Origin of the sequence: Flavobacterium glycogeni, assembly GCF_048286775.1 — a bacterium.
Classification (GTDB): domain Bacteria; phylum Bacteroidota; class Bacteroidia; order Flavobacteriales; family Flavobacteriaceae; genus Flavobacterium.
The window spans coordinates 121,554-140,224 of sequence record NZ_JBLVPV010000004.1; the positions used below are offsets into that span (position 1 = coordinate 121,554).

General features: G+C 34.3%; 17 protein-coding genes. 2 read left to right on the plus strand and 15 right to left on the minus strand.

Annotated elements, in window-relative coordinates; translation table 11 throughout:
* Positions 1-114 precede the first annotated feature (114 nt).
* A complete protein-coding gene (locus tag ACNQGX_RS04725) occupies positions 115-1,191 on the plus strand; it encodes a serine hydrolase domain-containing protein (RefSeq protein ID WP_417974489.1) in 1,077 nt (358 codons plus the stop codon).
* Between the two features lie 187 nt (positions 1,192-1,378).
* On the opposite strand, the gene ftsY is transcribed toward ACNQGX_RS04725, so the two are convergent.
* From ftsY to ACNQGX_RS04780, 11 genes are all read right to left on the minus strand, one after another.
* Complete coding sequence (gene ftsY / locus ACNQGX_RS04730) at positions 1,379-2,347, minus strand: signal recognition particle-docking protein FtsY (protein WP_417974491.1); 969 nt, start codon at positions 2,345-2,347, stop codon at positions 1,379-1,381.
* A gap of 169 nt (positions 2,348-2,516) precedes the next feature.
* Positions 2,517-2,669 carry a DUF4295 domain-containing protein gene (locus ACNQGX_RS04735; protein WP_073370281.1) on the minus strand — a complete coding sequence of 51 codons (153 nt, stop codon included), beginning with the start codon at positions 2,667-2,669 and terminating at the stop codon, positions 2,517-2,519.
* A gap of 75 nt (positions 2,670-2,744) precedes the next feature.
* Positions 2,745-2,927: a 50S ribosomal protein L33 gene (rpmG, locus tag ACNQGX_RS04740; RefSeq protein WP_017495179.1), complete on the minus strand. Its 183-nt coding sequence runs from the start codon at positions 2,925-2,927 to the stop codon at positions 2,745-2,747.
* A gap of 27 nt (positions 2,928-2,954) precedes the next feature.
* Complete coding sequence (gene rpmB / locus ACNQGX_RS04745) at positions 2,955-3,191, minus strand: 50S ribosomal protein L28 (RefSeq protein WP_024980263.1); 237 nt, start codon at positions 3,189-3,191, stop codon at positions 2,955-2,957.
* Between the two features lie 75 nt (positions 3,192-3,266).
* Complete coding sequence (locus ACNQGX_RS04750) at positions 3,267-4,517, minus strand: competence/damage-inducible protein A (RefSeq protein ID WP_417974493.1); 1,251 nt, start codon at positions 4,515-4,517, stop codon at positions 3,267-3,269.
* A gap of 227 nt (positions 4,518-4,744) precedes the next feature.
* Positions 4,745-5,089 carry an Hpt domain-containing protein gene (locus ACNQGX_RS04755; protein ID WP_282727962.1) on the minus strand — a complete coding sequence of 115 codons (345 nt, stop codon included), beginning with the start codon at positions 5,087-5,089 and terminating at the stop codon, positions 4,745-4,747.
* Complete coding sequence (locus ACNQGX_RS04760; RefSeq protein WP_417974496.1) at positions 5,089-5,700, minus strand: fumarylacetoacetate hydrolase family protein; 612 nt, start codon at positions 5,698-5,700, stop codon at positions 5,089-5,091. Before ACNQGX_RS04760 ends, ACNQGX_RS04755 begins: the two co-directional genes overlap by 1 nt.
* A 67-nt stretch (positions 5,701-5,767) precedes the next feature.
* Positions 5,768-6,538 carry an exonuclease domain-containing protein gene (locus ACNQGX_RS04765; RefSeq protein WP_417974498.1) on the minus strand — a complete coding sequence of 257 codons (771 nt, stop codon included), beginning with the start codon at positions 6,536-6,538 and terminating at the stop codon, positions 5,768-5,770.
* A 172-nt stretch (positions 6,539-6,710) separates the two neighbouring features.
* The gene (locus ACNQGX_RS04770) at positions 6,711-8,027 is read right to left on the minus strand and encodes a dihydrolipoamide acetyltransferase family protein (RefSeq protein ID WP_417974500.1); all 1,317 of its coding nucleotides are present in this window, start codon (positions 8,025-8,027) and stop codon (positions 6,711-6,713) included.
* A gap of 84 nt (positions 8,028-8,111) precedes the next feature.
* Positions 8,112-9,317: a glycosyltransferase family 2 protein gene (locus ACNQGX_RS04775; protein ID WP_417974502.1), complete on the minus strand. Its 1,206-nt coding sequence runs from the start codon at positions 9,315-9,317 to the stop codon at positions 8,112-8,114.
* Between the two features lie 45 nt (positions 9,318-9,362).
* On the minus strand, positions 9,363-9,605 hold the full coding sequence (locus ACNQGX_RS04780; RefSeq protein ID WP_417974504.1) for a hypothetical protein: 243 nt from the start codon (positions 9,603-9,605) through the stop codon (positions 9,363-9,365).
* Positions 9,606-9,884: 279 nt separating this feature from the next.
* On the opposite strand from ACNQGX_RS04780, the gene ACNQGX_RS04785 reads away from it, so the two are divergent.
* On the plus strand, positions 9,885-10,853 hold the full coding sequence (locus ACNQGX_RS04785) for a T9SS C-terminal target domain-containing protein (protein ID WP_417974506.1): 969 nt from the start codon (positions 9,885-9,887) through the stop codon (positions 10,851-10,853).
* Positions 10,854-11,105: 252 nt separating this feature from the next.
* Here ACNQGX_RS04785 and ACNQGX_RS04790 read toward each other — a convergent pair whose 3' ends face one another.
* The 4 genes from ACNQGX_RS04790 to ACNQGX_RS04805 form a co-directional block, all read right to left on the minus strand.
* Positions 11,106-13,490 (minus strand): GumC family protein, encoded by a 2,385-nt coding sequence (locus tag ACNQGX_RS04790; RefSeq protein WP_417974508.1) that lies wholly within the window; start codon positions 13,488-13,490, stop codon positions 11,106-11,108.
* 8 nt (positions 13,491-13,498) lie between these two features.
* Positions 13,499-14,296, minus strand: coding sequence for a polysaccharide biosynthesis/export family protein (locus tag ACNQGX_RS04795; protein ID WP_417974510.1), 798 nt, complete (start codon positions 14,294-14,296; stop codon positions 13,499-13,501).
* A gap of 179 nt (positions 14,297-14,475) precedes the next feature.
* A complete protein-coding gene (locus tag ACNQGX_RS04800; protein WP_417974512.1) occupies positions 14,476-16,434 on the minus strand; it encodes a polysaccharide biosynthesis protein in 1,959 nt (652 codons plus the stop codon).
* A gap of 118 nt (positions 16,435-16,552) precedes the next feature.
* Positions 16,553-17,692 carry a DegT/DnrJ/EryC1/StrS family aminotransferase gene (locus tag ACNQGX_RS04805; RefSeq protein WP_417974514.1) on the minus strand — a complete coding sequence of 380 codons (1,140 nt, stop codon included), beginning with the start codon at positions 17,690-17,692 and terminating at the stop codon, positions 16,553-16,555.
* Between the last annotated feature and the right edge of the window lie 979 nt (positions 17,693-18,671).

The following is an 18,671-nucleotide window of genomic DNA, read 5'->3' on the forward strand; positions in this document are numbered from 1 at the left end:
TCTAAATACAAAGTTACTCTTATTAAATTCAAAGAAAACAAAAATAGTAGAAACACATTAAACTATTTTCTATATTTTTGGTCTTAAAGGAATTAGAAATAAATCAGTAGCAAGATGTCAAAAATAATCTACAGTCTCCTCATCGTATTCTTTTGTAGTAGCTGCAGTTCCGATACTGTTGAACCAACTCCTACTCCAACACCTGCAGAAACACTCTATTTCCCACCTCTAACCGGTACAACTTGGGAAACAAAATCTATTGCGAGTTTAGGTTGGAAACAAACTGCCGTTCAACCGCTATTAGATTATTTGGAACTCAAAAATTCAAAATCTTTTATCATTCTTGTTAACGGAAGAATCGTAATGGAAAATTATTTCAACGGTCATTCCGCAACAAGTAATTGGTATTGGGCTAGCGCCGGAAAAACACTGACAGCAACTGTAACAGGAATTGCTCAACAAGAAAACCGAATTGACATCAACAATAAAGTTTCACAATACATAGGGGCCGGTTGGACCAGCTTGCCTTTAGCAAAAGAAAACTTGATTACAAACAAGCATTTACTCAATATGACTTCCGGATTAGATGATAGTACGGATGATGTTGATCCAGCAAACCTAAAATATAAAGCCGATGCAGGAACACGTTGGGCGTATCATAATGTATATGTAAAATTACAGGATGTTATTGCTCAAGCCAGCGGTCAAACTTGGAATATCTATTTCAATACCAAATTGAAAGATAAAATAGGGATGGATGGCGCATGGTTTCAACTTGGTAATAATTCCGTTTATGGAAGTACAACCCGCTCCATGGCACGCTTTGGCTTGTTAATTTACAACAAAGGAAAATGGGAAAGCAATACCATTTTGAATGAGAATTATCTTAATGAAGCCACAAACACTTCACAAACTATAAATCTGGGATATGGCTATTTATGGTGGCTGAATGGAAAATCAAGTTATCATTTGCCACAAAGCCAACTTCAGTTCAATGGCAGTTTGATACCAACAGCTCCAACAGATATGTATATGGCACTGGGGAAAAACGATCAAAAAATCTATGTTATTCCAAGTAAGAAAATGGTCGTTATCAGAATGGGAGATGTTGCAAATCCTGATAATCCAACTTTTGCTTTATCCGATTTTGATGAAACTTTGTGGCAAAAAATTAGTGCTTTGTACCAATAAGCCTACTTGGTTTTCAAACGTCTCATAAAACCTAAAACAAAGAAAACCAATCCTATTATCAACAAAAAATAATAAAAACCAAGACTTTTATCTCGAATAAGATTTGCCAATATAAAAGAAATGATGCTCACTAAATAGAGATACATCGGAGGTGTGTTTTTTAAAGAAGAAAAATCCATTCTAATTATTATTTAAAAAAACTATCTACAAACTCATACTTATTAAAAACCTGAAGATCCTCAATTCCTTCTCCTACACCAATATATTTTACTGGAATTTGAAATTGATCTGAGATACCAATTACTACACCGCCTTTTGCAGTTCCGTCCAGTTTCGTAACGGCTAAACAAGTAACCTCTGTAGCTGCTGTAAATTGTTTCGCTTGTTCAAAAGCATTCTGACCGGTTGATCCATCCAAAACTAATAACACATCGTGTGGTGCATCACCAACCACTTTTTGCATCACTCGTTTTACTTTGGTCAATTCGTTCATTAAATTAATTTTATTATGCAAACGACCTGCAGTATCAATAATGACAATATCGGCATTTTGTGCCACAGCTGATTGCAACGTATCAAAAGCTACCGAAGCCGGATCACTTCCCATATCTTGACGAACAATAGGAACGCCTACTCTATCCGCCCATATTTGTAATTGGTCAATGGCAGCGGCACGAAAAGTATCGGCTGCACCAAGAACCACATTATAACCTGCTTTTTTAAACTGATAGGCTAATTTACCAATGGTAGTCGTTTTCCCGACACCATTAACACCAACTACCATTAAAACATAAGGCTTGGTCTGAACTGCCCCGATAGCTATCGGGATTACAAATTCTGTGGCTTCTCCAGTATTTGTCTCTGATAATAAAGCAGCAATTTCTTCTCTAAGAATTTGATTAAGTTCTTCTATACCAAGATATTTATCTGAAGCAACACGATTTTCGATTCTGGTAATTATTTTTAATGTAGTATTCACACCAACATCTGAGGCAACAAGGATTTCCTCTAAATTATCTAAAACTTCCTCATCAACTTTTGACTTTCCGGCAACAGCTTTGGTTAGCTTCGAAAAGAAATTTGTTTTTGATTTTTCAAGACTCTTGTCTAATGTTTCTTTTTTCTCTGATGAAAATATTCTTTTAAAAAAACTCATTTCTTTTTAGATTATTAGATTGTTAGACTTCTTAGATTTTCAAACAATCTGAAGTCTGAAAAATTAAAGAGGACAATTTACTGTGCTTCTATAAAATTTTAGACAAATATAAAAAATAAAAAAGCTACTTCCGAATGAAAGTAGCTTTTCTATATAATGTGATTGTTAATTATTTCTTTTTCAAGAATTCATCAACAGCTTCAGGAGCCATAATAGATTCTACGAATGTATATGCACCTGTTTTGGGAGATTTCACCATTTTGATGGCTTTTGATAATCTCTTAGAAGATGTTTGTAACGATGCTACGGTTTTCTTTGCCATGATTCAAATGTTATTTAAATTTAAATAAAATCTCCAAATGTGACCATTTGAGATTTTTATTAAAATCTCTAATTATTATTTAATTTCTTTGTGAACAGTTACACGTTTCAAGATTGGATTAAATTTTTTAATCTCTAATCTGTCTGGTGTATTTTTTTTGTTCTTTGTTGTTATGTATCTTGAAGTTCCTGCAACACCTGAAGTCTTGTGCTCAGTACATTCTAAAATTACCTGGATTCTATTACCTTTCTTTGCCATCTTGCTATTTTTTTATTTTGGAATGGATTATTTAATAAATCCTTCTGACTGCGCTTTTTTCAAAACTGCAGCGATTCCATTTTTATTAATTGTTTTTATCGTAGATGCAGCTACTCTTAGAGTAATCCATCTATCTTCTTCTGGAAGATAAAAACGCTTTTTAACTAAGTTTACAGAAAATTTTCTCTTAGTTTTGTTCATAGCGTGAGAAACGTTATTTCCTACCATCGCTCTTTTACCTGTAAGGTCACAAACTCTTGACATTATACTTATCTTTTATCGTTATTCAAAATCAGGGTGCAAAGAAAAGAAAAATAAACCTATTAAGCAACAAATTTACTACACATTTTTTAAAATTTCTTTCTGTAATAGTTCTAAACTTTTAATTACAGCTCTATCTATCACTTTTTCACGGGGTTGGCCAAAATTAAATTCTTCAACAATTACTTCGCTTGGTGTTGCCAATGCGATAAAAACAGTTCCAACTTCCGCATTTGAGTCTCCTTTTGATGGTCCTGCGTTCCCGGTTGTCGCGATTGCATAATCCGTTTTCATCATCTTTTTTATGTTCAAAGCCATGGCCGAAACTACTTCTCTACTCACCACAGAATTTTCTTTTATGAGGCTTTCCGAAATATTCAAAATATCGATTTTAACGGCTGTTGCGTATGAAACAACACTTCCTTTGAAATATTTCGAAGAACCCGAAACCGATGTCAATACTGCTGCAATATTCCCTCCGGTACAACTCTCGGCAGTGGAAATCGTTTTATTTTGCTTTGTCAGCATTTTTCCTACTACGACCTCTAAGGTTTCATCATCATCAAAACCAACGATAATATCATGAATTATGGCATCCAGCGAGTTTACATTTTCGGCAAGAGCAGCTTCTAATTTTTCTTTATCTGTCCCACGAGCCGAAAGACGCAAACGAACTCTTCCCGGCGCAGGCAAGTAAGCCAACTTAATAAATTCCGGAAGATTATTTTCCCAATCCTCTATTCGTTCCGCCACCATACTTTCGCCTTGTCCGTACGTGAGAATTGTTTTATGGATAATATAAGGACGTTTATATTCTCTAACAACTTTTGGTATAATTTCATGCTCCACTAAATACTTCATTTCATAAGGAACTCCGGGAAGCGAAATAAAAACGGTGTTTTCCTTTTTCATCCACATTCCTGGCGCAGTACCCACCTGATTGTGAAGCACCGTACATTTTGACGGAACCAGCGCCTGATCTTTATTGATTTGCGTAATGGTTCGTTTATAAAAACCTTCTATAAGTTGCGTAACATGAGTCAGCACTTTTTGATCAGCAACCAATTCATCTTCAAAATAATCACAAAATGTTTTCTTGGTAATATCATCTTTTGTAGGTCCTAAACCTCCAGTGATAATAACCAAATCGACTTTGTTTTGAAGTGCCGCAAACGTCTCTAGAATGTGTTTTTTATCGTCACTAATCGAAATCATTTCGTTGATTTCAACACCAATTTTATCTAATGATTTGGCTATAAAACCAGAATTCGTATCGACAATTTGGCCTATTAAAATTTCGTCACCAATGGTAACTATGGTTGCTTTCATTTTTTTTGTGATGTTTTTTTTATGAGATTGCAATCTAAAAAGAGGAATGTGTAAAATAGTACATTCCGTTTTTTTTTGCGTGAGGAATAAAAGTAAAAATCCTCCCTTTTTTCGGGAGATTACTTCACCTAATAGTTACTTTTATGGAGTTCAGTGAACTTCGTTTACAACGTCCCGATAGCTATCGGGAAGCCCGACCCGCTTTTTCAGCGGGTCACACCCCAATATTACAAATCGAAATCTTTTTTGATTTCTTTGATAGCGTCGTTAACTTGGTTTTTTACGCTCTTAAAAGTTTCTTTGATGTCTTTCTTTTTACCTTCGGCTTTGGTCCAGGCTTCGATTTGAAGAATCTCTTCAAAAGCCATGTTTAAGCCCATTAAATCAAGCGTAGGTTTTATCTTGTGCGCATAAGCATAAGCATGCTTGTGGTCTTTCTTTTTTATTCCTTCTTTAATTTGAAGTAAATCGTCTGGAACTTCAGTAACAAACAAAGTCAAAATTTCATTCACAAATTCTGGATCGTTGTCTGAAAGTGCGTACACTTTTGAAAGGTTGTAATTTATAGCCATTATTTTACCTGTATTCTAAATAGTTGTTGTCCCTCTAAAAATCCTTCCAAAACATCATCCGGCTTTACTGCAGCGACTCCTTCCGGAGTTCCTGTAAAAATAATATCGCCAATTTTTAACGTGAAAAACTGAGAAACGTACGAAATAAGCTCATCAATTTTCCACAACATATGACTGGAATTGCCGATTTGTACCGTTTTATTGTTGTTGGTTAATTCAAAAGTAATATTTTCTAATGAACTAAATTGATTTTTTGGTAAAAATTCTCCTATAACTGCCGAACCGTCAAATGCTTTTGCTTTTTCCCAAGGCAACCCTTTTGCTTTTAATTTATCCTGTAAATCGCGCGCCGTGAAGTCAATTCCGACACTGATTTCGTCATAATATTTATGGGCAAACTTAGGTTCGATGTATTTCCCCACTTTATTTATTTTGACAATAATTTCAATTTCGTGGTGAATATCTTCCGAAAATTCCGGGATTACAAATGGATGCTGCTTCAACAAAACGGCCGAATCCGGCTTCATAAAAACCACAGGTTCCGTAGGTCTTTCGTTACGCAATTCCGCTATATGATTGATGTAATTTCTACCGATGCAGATGATCTTCATACTTTTTAAGTGTTCAGTGTTCAGTTTTTAGTGTTCAGACTGTAAACTGAACACTGATTACTGATTACTATTTTGTATTTAGTTTTCTAAGTTTGATTGCCGTTAAAACTTTCTTGGTATACAATGGAAAATCCGCATTTTGAATCCAACTGAAATAACCGGGCTCTGTTTCCAGAATTTTACCCACTTTCACTCCTTTGTGTTTTCCAAAAGCAAAAATTTCCTCATCATCCTTATCAAAGGCAATCATTCCTGCAAAATCAGCGATTTTCTTTCTTGTCGTAAACTCCGATAATGATTTCATATCGTTTTCCAGTTCCGGATAACGATCCAGTTGCGCTTTTAATATTTCATAAGTCGCCATGGTGTCCGCTTCTGCAGAATGTGCATTTTCAAGCGTTTTCCCGCAATAAAACTTATGTGCCGCGCTCAAGGTACGTTCTTCCATTTTATGAAAAACCGTTTGTACATCAACCGAAACTCTGTTTTTCATGTCAAAATCTACTCCGGCACGTAGCATTTCTTCTGCTAATAACGGAATATCAAATCGATCCGAATTAAATCCAGCCAAGTCACTGTCTTTAATCATATTGTAAACTTGCGTCGCCAGTTCATTGAAAGTAGGCTCATTCGCCACTTTTTCATCGGTAATTCCATGAACCGCTGTTGTCTGTGGCGGGATTGGAATCGTTGGATTAACCAGCCATGTTTTGCTTTCTTTGTTTCCGTTTGGGAAAACTTTAAATATCGAGATTTCTACAATTCTATCTTTTCCGATGTCAATTCCTGTGGTTTCAAGATCGAAAAAGCAAATTGGTTTATTGAGTTTGAGTTCCATTTTTAAATTTTGTGTGGATACAAATATATAGGTTAAACACGAATTTGACGAATTATCCCCAAATAATTTCTTCAAGAATCCTTCTCTTTTTGTGTAATTAAAACCGTGTAATAAAATAAAAACCCGACTGATTTTTAAAAATCGGTCGGGTTTAAATTGTAATTATATAAGTTTAAACATCTCTGTTTACATCAAAAGCTTCTAAATATTCAGCGACTCTTTTTACAAAACTTCCTCCTAATGCTCCATCTACCACTCTATGGTCATAGCTGTGCGACAAGAACATTTTTTGACGAATTCCAATAAAATCTCCTTCAGGAGTTTCAATCACTGCCGGCATTTTACGGATTGCTCCAAGGGCTAAAATTCCCACTTGCGGCTGATTGATAATTGGCGTACCAAACACACTTCCAAAAGTCCCCACATTCGTAACCGTATAAGTTCCGCCTTGTGTGTCGTCCGGTTTTAGCTTTCCAGCTTTTGCACGACCTCCTAAATCGTTGACCGCTTTTGCCATTCCCACCAAATTCAGCTGATCTGCATTTTTAATAACAGGAACAATTAAATTTCCGTTTGGTAACGAAGCAGCCATTCCAAGGTTGATATTTTTCTTTTTGATGATATAATCTCCATCAACAGAAATATTCATTCCAGGGAAATCTTTCAATGCTTTTGCAACTGCTTCCATGAAAATTGGCGTATACGTCAATTTTTCTCCTTCTCTCTTTTCGAAAGCATTTTTATTTTTCTCTCTCCATTTTACAATATTCGTCACATCCACTTCGATAAACGATTGTACGTGAGCCGAAGTTTGTACCGAAGCGACCATGTAACCCGCAATTAGTTTGCGCATTCTGTCCATTTCTATAATTTCATCACCACCGCTTACAGATACCGGAGCCGCTTTTTGAGCAACTGGAGCTGCAACTGGTTTTTGAACTGCTGCAACCGAAGCTGTCCCGATAGCTATCGGGGCTACAGGTTGACTTGCTCTATTTTTTACGTACTCTAAAATATCATTTTTAGTTACTCTTCCTTCTTTTCCTGTTCCGGAAATCGCTGCTAATTCTGCAACAGAAACCCCTTCTTCTTTGGCAATATTTTTCACCAAAGGCGATAAGAATTTTTCAGAATCAGAGAAATCTACTGGAGCCGCAACACTTTCTTTGGCGGCATCCACCGTTTTTGTTACTTCAGCAACAACCTCAGCAGCTACAGCTTCTTTAACAATTGGCACAAGCTCTCCACCTTCGGTTTCAATTATTGCGATAGTCTGACCTACTTGAACCAGATCATCTTTACCAAACAATTGCTCAATCAAGATACCCGAAACTTCACTTGGCACTTCGCTGTCTACTTTATCAGTAGCAATTTCAAGTACCGCTTCGTCAGCTTCAATTTTATCTCCAACTTCTTTTAACCAGTTTGTAATGGTTGCTTCTGCAACGCTTTCTCCCATTTTTGGAAGCTTTAATTCAAATCTTGCCATATTGTTAACCTAAAAGGTGATTTTGATTTTCAGTTTGCGAAATTACTAAATATTTCAAATATAAATTACATTAAATGTAATTTTTTACTCTATTTTCATAATCTCACCTCTTTCGTTACTATTATTACTTCCAATTAAAAAATTAGCGTTTTTTGGTATTATTTTAAAGGTAAATCCTCTATTTTTTGAAGATTCGAGAATCGACATGCATTCTTTAAAAGAAATGAATTCGTTATCCAGAATAATTTCTGTTCCCTTTCCACTTCTTAACGAAGACGAAATTACCATTTTTTCTGTTTTTAAATCGTGAAAAGAGACTTTTTTTTGCAAAACCAAAGCCAGTTTTTCTATTAATTTTTCGTTAGCCGAATACAACAGATATGATTTTGGAGCGATTTTTATTCCTGGCTTCCCTTGAAACATTTTTACCAAAGAAAAAAAGACAATACCGAGTTTCATAAAAATCGAGAAGAATACGGATCCCGTCCCGAGACTTCGGAATCGAGGACTAAAATGCTTTTTGTAAAAGAAATACATGGCTTCCTGAAAACGCTTCATATACGTTTCGTCCTTAACAGTACTTTCTCCTTTATAATGGATTACGGTGGTTTCATGGAAATAATAGTTCGACTTTCCTTTTTGCAAAATCCTATAGGACAAATCAATATCATCCGAATACATAAAACAATCTTCATCAAATCCGCCTTCTTCAAGGTACAAATCTCTTTTCATCAACATAAAAGCACCCACAAGAATGTCTACTTTTCCAGTTTGGTTTTCGTTTAAATGTTGTGCGTAGTATTTTCCAAATGTTCCTGACTTAGGAAATAATTTGTACAAACCCGTGATTTTAGTAAAAGCGACCCAAGGTGTTGGAACGCCACGTTTGCTTTCGGGCAGAAAATTCCCGGCTCCATCGATGAGTTTGCAACCTATAACTCCCATTGAATCGTTTAATTGCGAAGAATGAAGCAATCTTGCGAAAGCCAATACTTTGGTAAACGTATCTTCGGCGACAACGGTATCCGGATTGAGAATGCAAATGTATTCTCCTTTGGCTTGGGCTACACCAATATTATTGCCTTTTGGAAAACCTACATTTTCATTATTTTGAATAAGTTTTACGTTTGGAAAACGCTTTTTCATCATTGCACAACTGTCATCTGGGGAATTATTATCAATTACAATGATCTCGCCGTCAATGGTTTCTAAAGCACTTTGAACGCTTAAAACACATTGTTCGAGAAAATAACGGACGTTGTAATTGAGAATGATGACGGATAGTTGCATTGAGCAAATATAATTAGAAAACTTGCCAATTAAAAAATTAGAAAATTATCCTACTATTTTTATTTTTACTTCTTCACTCGAATAGGTTTCTAACTTCCCTTCATTCAATTGATGCAAAGCCTCATGAATATCCTTTACGTATTCTTTTTCAGAAATTGGGTTTCCATCTGCGTCATAACCAACACTGTTTTCTTCATCAAGAAGTTTTGCTATTTTACTAAGAATCTTATTATCGTTACTATTTAAGATTCTTTGCGTAATGTTGATTTTTAAAGTCTCCGTTTTCATGATACAAATTTTTAACTACTCAAATTTACGCTATTTTATTGAAAATCAAAAAACATGTTTCTTCTTAGCCCCGATTACTTCACTATACTTTTATTTTCATAGGAGTTCAGTGAATTTCATTTGAGCCGATATCCTTTGAGAGGAACGAACAAAGATAAAGGCGAAAGCGGGAACGATAGCCACAAATAAAACCAAATCATTCACTCCTGATTCTGATTTTAATCCTTAGAAACAATTACTTTTGATGAATAAAAGCCATCAACTATATATTTTAATTCATTGAAAAAGATATTCTTATTATTGCTCTTGATTTCCATTGGTCAGACGTTTGCCCAAATATCGGGCTGTACAGATCCTCTTTCCAAAAACTACAATCCAAAAGCCACTGAAAACGATGGAAGTTGTTTGTATGCAACTTCTAAAATAAAACCAGAATATTCTAAAAAATTAAGTGATTCTCTTAGAGAATCTTCTGGTCTGGTAGCTTTCGACAATTTATTATGGACACACAATGACGATCACGACAAAACCATTTATGGAATAAACCATTTGGGTTTGATTCAAAAGAAAATTTCGCTAGAAAAAGCCGTCAATAAAGACTGGGAAGAAATTTCGCAAGACAGCACCTATTTATATATTGGCGATTTTGGAAATAATTATACCGGAAACAGAACCGATTTGCAAATTTTAAGAATCGAAAAAAAATCTTTCCTATTACAGAATCCCATGATAGATACCATTTCATTTTCTTATTCCAACCAAACCGATTTAACAAAGAAAACAGAGAATACTTCTGATTTTGACTGCGAAGCCTTTGTTGTTTCCCAAGACAGCATCTATTTGTTTACGAAACAGTGGAAAAAGTCTCAAACAAGTGTGTATGTTTTGCCAAAGAAACCCGGAAACCATGTTGCACAATTAAAACAAACCATTGACGTGAAAGGATTAATAACGGGTGCCACTTTTTTACCTTCAAAAAAATTGATTGTCCTTTGCGGGTATTCCAGAATAGCAATGCCTTTTTTATACCTTTTATACGATTATGTCGGATCTGATTTTTCATCAGGAAATAAACGAAAAATTAGAATTCCATTAGCCTTTCATCAGATTGAAAGTATTTCGACCCAAGATGGCCTTCATTATTATTTAACCAATGAAGCCTTGGTCAAAAAGCCACTACTAGACTGTCCCCAAAAAATACATGCCTTTGATTTAAGTTTATTTCTAAGTTCATATCTCAATCGATAATTCCCAATCTATCAGATAGAAATCAAATAAACAATTCGTAAATCACAATATAACTGCTTACTTTTCCAAAAAATCACACCTGTGAATTACTTATCTATTGAAAAATATATCCAAAAATTCCATTTAACGCCAAAATAATAGAGATCTAATTAACGGCCTATTCAATTTAAATGACTCATCCTATATGGCATATCTTTGACTAGATTTGTTATATAAATGAATTGTTTTAATTACCCAAAATTATAAATTAAATTATCTTTTAATTTTTTTATAAAATTCTTTGTACCAAACTTTTCTTTCTATTCCTTGACCATATCCGTAGCCATAACCATACCCCTTTGCAGAATTCGTATCATTAAGAAGTAAACACATATTGGGCAATTTTTGTTCTTTATATAATGTATTTGGAATATCAAGCATACGTTTATCTAAAAAATTGGCGCGGGCTACATAAATAAAACAATCTGCATTTTTAGCTATCAATAGGGTATCAGTTACTATACTCACCGGAGAGTTATCTACAATGATATAATCATACTGTGATTTCAAAGTTTTAAAAAGTAAATCTACTTTTTTACTCATTAACAGCTCCGCAGGATTAGGGGGGATAACACCCGATGGCAGTATGTGAAAATTCATATATCCATCATGCTTCACTATCAAATCCTTCAGAACCAAATCTTTTGACACCAAATAATTGGTAACTCCTCGCTCTGGCAGGGACAAATATTCATCTAATCTTGGATTTCTTAAATCCATACCCATCAACAACACTTTTTTACCTGACAATGCAAAAGTCGCAGCAAGATTTACTGAAACAAAAGTCTTTCCTTCGTTAGGAAAAGTTGAGGTCACAAATATTGTTTTGGCAATACCATCAGGGACCTTAGTCAGTATAAACTCCAGATTTGTTCTAATAATTCGCAAAGCTTCTGCAGAACTTGTCTTGCTATCCGATGCTATAATTTCTGAAGGGGAATCAGAGGTAGGCACATCCCCTATAAAAGGGATATTTGTTTTCCCCTCTATGTCTAAGCGACTTTTTATTTTAGTGTCTAATAAATCATCCGTATATATAATTCCAAAAGGAACCAATAATCCTAATAATAAACCGGCAAAATAAATCATATTTTTTTTAGGAAAAACAGGCATATTATCGGTATTTGCCGCATCGATAACACTAATATTAGGTTCTGCAGCCGATAAAGAAATAGCGGTTTCTTCTCTCTTTTGTAATAAGTACAAATACAGTGCTTCCTTTACCTGTTGTTGCCTGGCAATCACCCTAAACTGACGTTCTTGAACTGGGATTTTCCCAATTTTAGTATTCAAAAACCCTTCATTTCTATTTAAATCTCTTTTTTGAATATTTAAACTGGATTGTAATCGCAAGAGACTTTCTATTACGGTAGATTTCAAAGAGGCTATTTGCTGATCCATTTTAACTACGGATGGGTTCTCAGCGGTAGCTGATTTTAGAATCCTGTTTCGATCCAAAACCAATTGGTTATAAGAACCAATTAATCCAGAAGCATCTCCCAGACCCGAGATAATATTGCTGGGCAACAAATCAGAATTACTACTTTTCTTCATAAAATCTAACATGGAGGACACCACATTCAACTGGATTTCAGTCTCCACCCCTTTTTTATCATATTCATTAGATCCTTCTATATAAAGTTTCGCCTCTGAGTTGATATCGGTGAGCTCATTTGACTTTTTAAAACTTTCCACATTATGCTCCACTCCTTCAAGCTCTTGGGTAATCAATCGCAATCGGTTGGCAATAAATTTGGAAGTGTTATCTGAAATAAAATCCTTATCTGCTGCGACATCTTCATTGTAAATTTGAATCAAATTGTCCAAGAAAACCTCCGCTTTTTTTACTACCGGATCCGTTACGGAAATGGCAACAACGCTGCTCTTTTCATTGATAGGTTCCACTTTAAGTCGTTTCATAAAACTCTCAACAACTTCCTCAAGAGGATTGATGACAATGTGAATCGATTGGGGATTATCGGTACTATTATTGTCCTTAGACTGAATTTTTTTGATAATCAAGCGTCCATATGGAGTTGGAATCAATTCCATGTATTTAAACTTCTTTTTATTACTTAAGATGGTCTTTGGAGCATCTTCCGAGACCTCATCTTCCAATAAAAATGTATGAGGCGTTAACTCTTTAAATTTCAAATCAACTTTATTTTCATAAAATTGATTTGTTTTATCTACAAAATAAACTTCAATTGGAGTTTTTCCATAAATTTCTCTATCAACTACTCTGCCTTCAACCAGAAATGAGGTGTTTAAATTTAGTTTTTTTACGACCCTTTTGACTAAGGTTCTCGACTTTAAAATTTCAATTTCATTATCCACATTACTTTTTAAACCACTGCTCAATCCCAAATCAGCAAAAGCAGACATTTCAGTTTCTATCTTGCTCTTCTTCTCTTCATTTACCAATATTGTAGTTGTGGCTTGATATTGTGGCGTAGTATACCGTAAATATAAAAAAACTAAAAACAAACTAATACTCGCACTAATTGCAAACCATTTCCAATGAGTTAAGTACTTTTCTAAAAATGATTTTAATGGATAATCATTCTCGTAATTTCTGTCTAGCCTATTATTTTCCATACAATAATTTATTTTGATGAAGTAACAATTAGTGTAATCAAAGTAATCAATAAAGAAGTTAAAGAGATAATTACTCCTGTGTTTGGTCCAACTGCCGCCCCATTTATTTTATTTTTATTGGGCTCTACATAGATTACGTCATTTTGTGCCAAATAATAAAAGGGCGAATTGATAAAATCCGATTGGGTAATATCAACTCTGTTGTACGATTTCACACCGTCTACTTCCCTTATGATCAAAATATTATTCCTTAAACCATAAATAGTCAAATCCTTTGCCATCGTCAACGCTTCAATCAGAGTAATTCTTTCGGAAGCCACATTGTAAGTTCCTGGCAGGGTAACTTCTCCTTGTACCGAAACTTTAAAATTCATGATACGAAGGTTAATGATTGGTTTTTTTATATAAACTGCAATTTTGTCCTGTAGGGTTTTAAGCACTTCAGTTCGGGTTAATCCGCTGACTTTCAATTTTCCTAAAACAGGAAAATCAATAGTACCGATGGCGTCCACTAAATACAATTGAGTAGATTGCTGTCCAGCCATCGTATTTAGTCTGGTTACGGCGTCTTCGATAGAAATTGATTTTAAATTAAAAGGGGCAGCAATTTCAGGATCTTCAGCAGAAACAATAATCAGCAACAAATCATCCGGTTGAATTTTAACTTCATACGAATTAGAATTTTCTTGAGGCCTTGTTCTATCAATATTCTGATAATAAACCAAATCCTTTCTGGAAGCACAAGAGAACAATAGAATTACGAACAACAATGGAGTTACTTTCTTTATTAAAATAAAATTTTTCATATAATTTTTATTTTTAAGATACACAAATATAAGTATTTAACTTTTCATTAAGATTTAAAAATGATTCCAACTTGTAACTCTATAAATTATATATTTTTGTTATTAATCGATTTTTGTTACCATCAGAAAACAGTACTTATAAAATCGAATTTCATTTTTACTTAAATTAATTAAGCGAACTATTTATCTAATATCTCAAAAGTGGAATTCATGCTTTTGTATTCCGGCACGATTTTTTTCATTTTTGAAACAATAGTATCGTTGTCAAATAAATTAGCGATACTTATCAATTCATCAATATCAGTATGTAGCGTTTCGAATTCATCTTGAATTTCCTGGGCCATCATTATTTTATTATGGTGTGTCGGTACCGTTTTTGAAGTATCATTGAGTAATTCTTCATGTAATTTCTCCCCTGGCCTTAAGCCCACAACCTGAATTTTAATTTCCTCATCCGGAATAAATCCAGCCAACTTGATCATCTTTCTGGCCAAATCAATAATTTTAACAGGCTTACCCATATCGAATATGAATATCTCCCCTCCATCGCCCATGGCCCCCGCTTCAAGAATCAACTGACATGCTTCGGGTATATTCATAAAATAACGGACAATTTCGGGGTGAGTAATCGTGATCGGACCGCCACTGGCAATTTGCTGGGTAAACAATGAAACAACAGAACCATTAGAACCCAACATATTTCCGAAACGAATCGTTATAAATTTAGTTGCTTTATTTCCTCCACTTTGCGAGTTATAGTACATTGAGTGTACGTATTTTTCCGCAATGCGTTTACTGGCCCCCATTACATTACTCGGATTCAACGCTTTATCTGTAGAAACCATCACAAACTTATCCACTTGATGACGCAATGCCAAATCGGCTACATTTTTTGTTCCCATTACATTTGTAAATACCGCTTGAGCTGGGTTTTCTTCCATCAAAGGAACATGCTTATAAGCCGCTGTATGGTAAACCACATATGGTTGATACAATTGAAACAAAGCATCCATCCTTTCATAATTTCGGATGTCAGCGATAACGGCATGAATTTGTGAACTTGTGACTGCTTTTTCAACCTCTAAAATCAAATGATATAACGGTGTTTCTGCCTGATCGACCATAATAATTTTTTCGGGGGCAAAAGCAAGCACTTGCCACACAATTTCACAGCCTATGGATCCTGCAGCTCCCGTTATAAGTACCGTTTTTCCTTTTAACTGGCCAGATATTGCATTATTATCAATCACAATCGGATTTCCTCCTAATAAATCAGTAATCTGAAAATTCTTTACTTTTTTGGAAATCTCATTTCGATCTTCCCAATTTATTATCGAAGAAACCGAATACGCTTTAAAATTGTATTCTAAACAATCATCCAATATTGTTAACATCTTCTTTTCGGTCAATTCTTTATCGACAATAATCAATACTTCACCGCCTCGTGAACGCAACAATAGAGGTACACCCCGAAGATGGTCAAATATGGGTAAACCCAAGATCCGTTTAGGCGTATTTTGATTGTTCTTATCAACAAATCCCAGCAATCGAAAACGAAGTGGACTTTCTGAATTTAAAGCATTGGCCACAGATATGGCATTCGAATCTGCTCCATATATAAAAGCAGGAATCAATGCATTTTTTTGTTTTTCAAGCAAATAATGTTTAAATACCATTTTAATCATAATACGGTACAACATCAAGCTACAAAAGGTCAATAAAACACTTATAAACAATAGAGTATTTAAAAATAGTTTCTGCCCTTGCAAAATCTCAAAACCAGTATTAAGTAAAAACATAAATACAAAAGTCGCCGATTGTGCCACAAATAGTTTTATCACATCAATAAAAGTAGAATGCCGAATGATACTCGAATAAGTACGGAATAGCCAAAAAAAGAAAATAGTGACAGTTAAATAAAGTAATACAATACTATTAAAATGCATATTGAGTACGAAATCCATCCCAATCCCTTTCAATAATATACAACCTAAAATCCCAGAAAAAAAAACCATTACCATATCAATGGAAAGAATAATCCACCGCGGTAAATAATTTAGATTTTTGATATTAAAATCAGTACTGGCTCCACTAAAAACCTGATTTAATGCCGATTTAATATTTAATTTTGAATTCATTTTCAAAATAAGTTGTTTACTATTGAAAGAATTATCCTCTCTATTTAGTTCTATTTATTTGGATTACAAAAACATCAAACAGTCTTGATATTCAACTGCGAAGTTTTTTTAAATCCATTTAAACATCAAAAAAAAGATGCAGCGATTCAGCTATTCGTTCATTATCTTCATCATTTAAATTAGAACCTGACGGTAAGCACAGTCCACCGCTATATAGATTTTCGGCTACATTGGCACCATAATACGGATAGCTTGCAAAAAGAGGTTGCAAATGCATGGGTTTCCATAACGGACGGCTTTCAATATTTACCGCCTCCATAGCCAATCGAAGGTCTTCGCTTGTTTTTCCAACTATTTTAGGATCTATCACAATGGCGGTCAACCAATGATTGGAAAAATAATCCGCACTAGGTTCTTTAAAAACTGTCACACCGGGAATTGATTTGAAAAAGTCCCGATACCATGCGTTTCTATTTCTCCGCAATTCCACATGATCATCCAATACTTCCATTTGACCACGACCAATACCCGCACAAATATTACTCATACGGTAATTATAGCCTATTTCACTGTGTTGATAATAGGGTGCATTATCTCTGGATTGTGTGGCAAAAAAAACCGCTTTGTCTCTTAGTTCTTTTGTTTTCGTAACAATAGCACCGCCACAGGAAGTAGTAATAACTTTATTTCCATTAAAGGATAATGAAGCTATGGTTCCAAAAGTGCCACATTTTTTCCCTTTATAAGAACTTCCTAATGCCTCTGAACTGTCTTCTAAAACAGGAATCTGATATTTTTCGGCTACAGCATGAACTTCATCAACTTTATAGGGCATTCCGTATAAGTGTACGGTAATGATGGCTTTGGGTTTTTTGTTTTTTGCCATTCTGTCAACAATGGCTTCTTCTAATGCTATGGGACACATATTCCAGGTATCAATTTCACTATCAACAAATACAGGGAAAGCTCCTTGATATAGAATGGGATTAGCTGAAGCCGAAAAGGTCATGCTTTGACAAAGTACTTCGTCGCCTGCTTTCACCCCGAGTAAGACCAATCCTAAATGAATGGCTGCCGTCCCCGAACTTAATGCTCCAGCAAAAGAATTTTCCCCTATATATTTTTCAATATCCTGCTCAAATCCTGTAACGTTAGGTCCTAATGGAGCTACCCAGTTTGTATCAAACGCTTCCTGAATATATTTTTGTTCATTTCCACCCATGTGAGGAGTGGAGAGACATATTTTTGTGTTTAACATAATCGTTTTTTTTGTTTTAAAGCAAGGGTATTCTTAAAGATTTTTTTTCTTATACCTGGATTTAGGAATATTTTAATTTTTTATTCCTATTGACCCCATTCCCATATCTCACCAAAAGCCTTGTTGGTAATAATAGACCATTTGCATCATTATGACGTTTTTTTTCTTACAATATAAATTTTGAAAAAGTTTTAAAAAGAAATATTTAAATAGGCTTTAGCTTATAAATTTTTAATTGGCACTTTTTTTAAATCAATAGTGAATTTATTATTTCAAAATTTAGAGGTATGTCTAAATTTTTCAGGGATGAAAGCTTTCTTTTTTGGGGTTAAAGAATCTTTTCCTCGTACGATAATTTTCTGTTTTTCTTTTTTAAGATATTCAAAAACAGTATTTTAGTATCTATAATAAAGTTACAAAGAATTAGTAATATTGATTAATTTTTCCCACAAGTAACCAAAATACTCGTTGAAATACAATTTCTTCTTAATAAAATTATTTTTTGATTTTAAAATTTTATGATTACCCACAATAGTGACTACATGATAGATTTTAATCTTCAAAATAGGAAAAGAAAATACTTTTTCAGCAGACCCTAATTAGGAGGAAGATTAAAGAAAAAGATAAGTGAGTTGTGGGAGCAAAAAGTGTAAATATAGAGGTTCGTTTCATTCCGGAACTCTTATACAAGAGAGTAAATTACCTTGTAAACAAAAAAAGGGTTGCTGTACTAGCTCCCCCTCTTTGGTTTATTATAAATGTAAAACTTTAATTTTTCACCTCTCATATTGCTTTTACCAAAATCGAACGTTATTAAAAAGACGTATCACAAAGGGTTATTCTAAATATTGTGTTTTTTTTTATTGTTTCTGTTGCAAAAAATCTAATTCGTTTATTTACACATAAATACAAATTAGTGCTTTTTGATGCAAAAACCCAAACCTCGTAAAGCTTGAATTAAGAATTGTGTAGCTGTATC

What these genes read in the sequence shown, in the direction of transcription:
- ACNQGX_RS04725 (WP_417974489.1), top strand. Translation starts at nt 115, where the DNA reads ATGTCAAAAATAATCTACAGTCTCCTCATCGTATTCTTTTGTAGTAGC.
- ftsY (WP_417974491.1), bottom strand. Translation starts at nt 2,347, where the DNA reads ATGAGTTTTTTTAAAAGAATATTTTCATCAGAGAAAAAAGAAACATTA.
- ACNQGX_RS04735 (WP_073370281.1), bottom strand. Translation starts at nt 2,669, where the DNA reads ATGGCAAAGAAAACCGTAGCATCGTTACAAACATCTTCTAAGAGATTA.
- rpmG (WP_017495179.1), bottom strand. Translation starts at nt 2,927, where the DNA reads ATGGCAAAGAAAGGTAATAGAATCCAGGTAATTTTAGAATGTACTGAG.
- rpmB (WP_024980263.1), bottom strand. Translation starts at nt 3,191, where the DNA reads ATGTCAAGAGTTTGTGACCTTACAGGTAAAAGAGCGATGGTAGGAAAT.
- ACNQGX_RS04750 (WP_417974493.1), bottom strand. Translation starts at nt 4,517, where the DNA reads ATGAAAGCAACCATAGTTACCATTGGTGACGAAATTTTAATAGGCCAA.
- ACNQGX_RS04755 (WP_282727962.1), bottom strand. Translation starts at nt 5,089, where the DNA reads ATGGCTATAAATTACAACCTTTCAAAAGTGTACGCACTTTCAGACAAC.
- ACNQGX_RS04760 (WP_417974496.1), bottom strand. Translation starts at nt 5,700, where the DNA reads ATGAAGATCATCTGCATCGGTAGAAATTACATCAATCATATAGCGGAA.
- ACNQGX_RS04765 (WP_417974498.1), bottom strand. Translation starts at nt 6,538, where the DNA reads ATGGAACTCAAACTCAATAAACCAATTTGCTTTTTCGATCTTGAAACC.
- ACNQGX_RS04770 (WP_417974500.1), bottom strand. Translation starts at nt 8,027, where the DNA reads ATGGCAAGATTTGAATTAAAGCTTCCAAAAATGGGAGAAAGCGTTGCA.
- ACNQGX_RS04775 (WP_417974502.1), bottom strand. Translation starts at nt 9,317, where the DNA reads ATGCAACTATCCGTCATCATTCTCAATTACAACGTCCGTTATTTTCTC.
- ACNQGX_RS04780 (WP_417974504.1), bottom strand. Translation starts at nt 9,605, where the DNA reads ATGAAAACGGAGACTTTAAAAATCAACATTACGCAAAGAATCTTAAAT.
- ACNQGX_RS04790 (WP_417974508.1), bottom strand. Translation starts at nt 13,490, where the DNA reads ATGGAAAATAATAGGCTAGACAGAAATTACGAGAATGATTATCCATTA.
- ACNQGX_RS04795 (WP_417974510.1), bottom strand. Translation starts at nt 14,296, where the DNA reads ATGAAAAATTTTATTTTAATAAAGAAAGTAACTCCATTGTTGTTCGTA.
- ACNQGX_RS04800 (WP_417974512.1), bottom strand. Translation starts at nt 16,434, where the DNA reads ATGAATTCAAAATTAAATATTAAATCGGCATTAAATCAGGTTTTTAGT.
- ACNQGX_RS04805 (WP_417974514.1), bottom strand. Translation starts at nt 17,692, where the DNA reads ATGTTAAACACAAAAATATGTCTCTCCACTCCTCACATGGGTGGAAAT.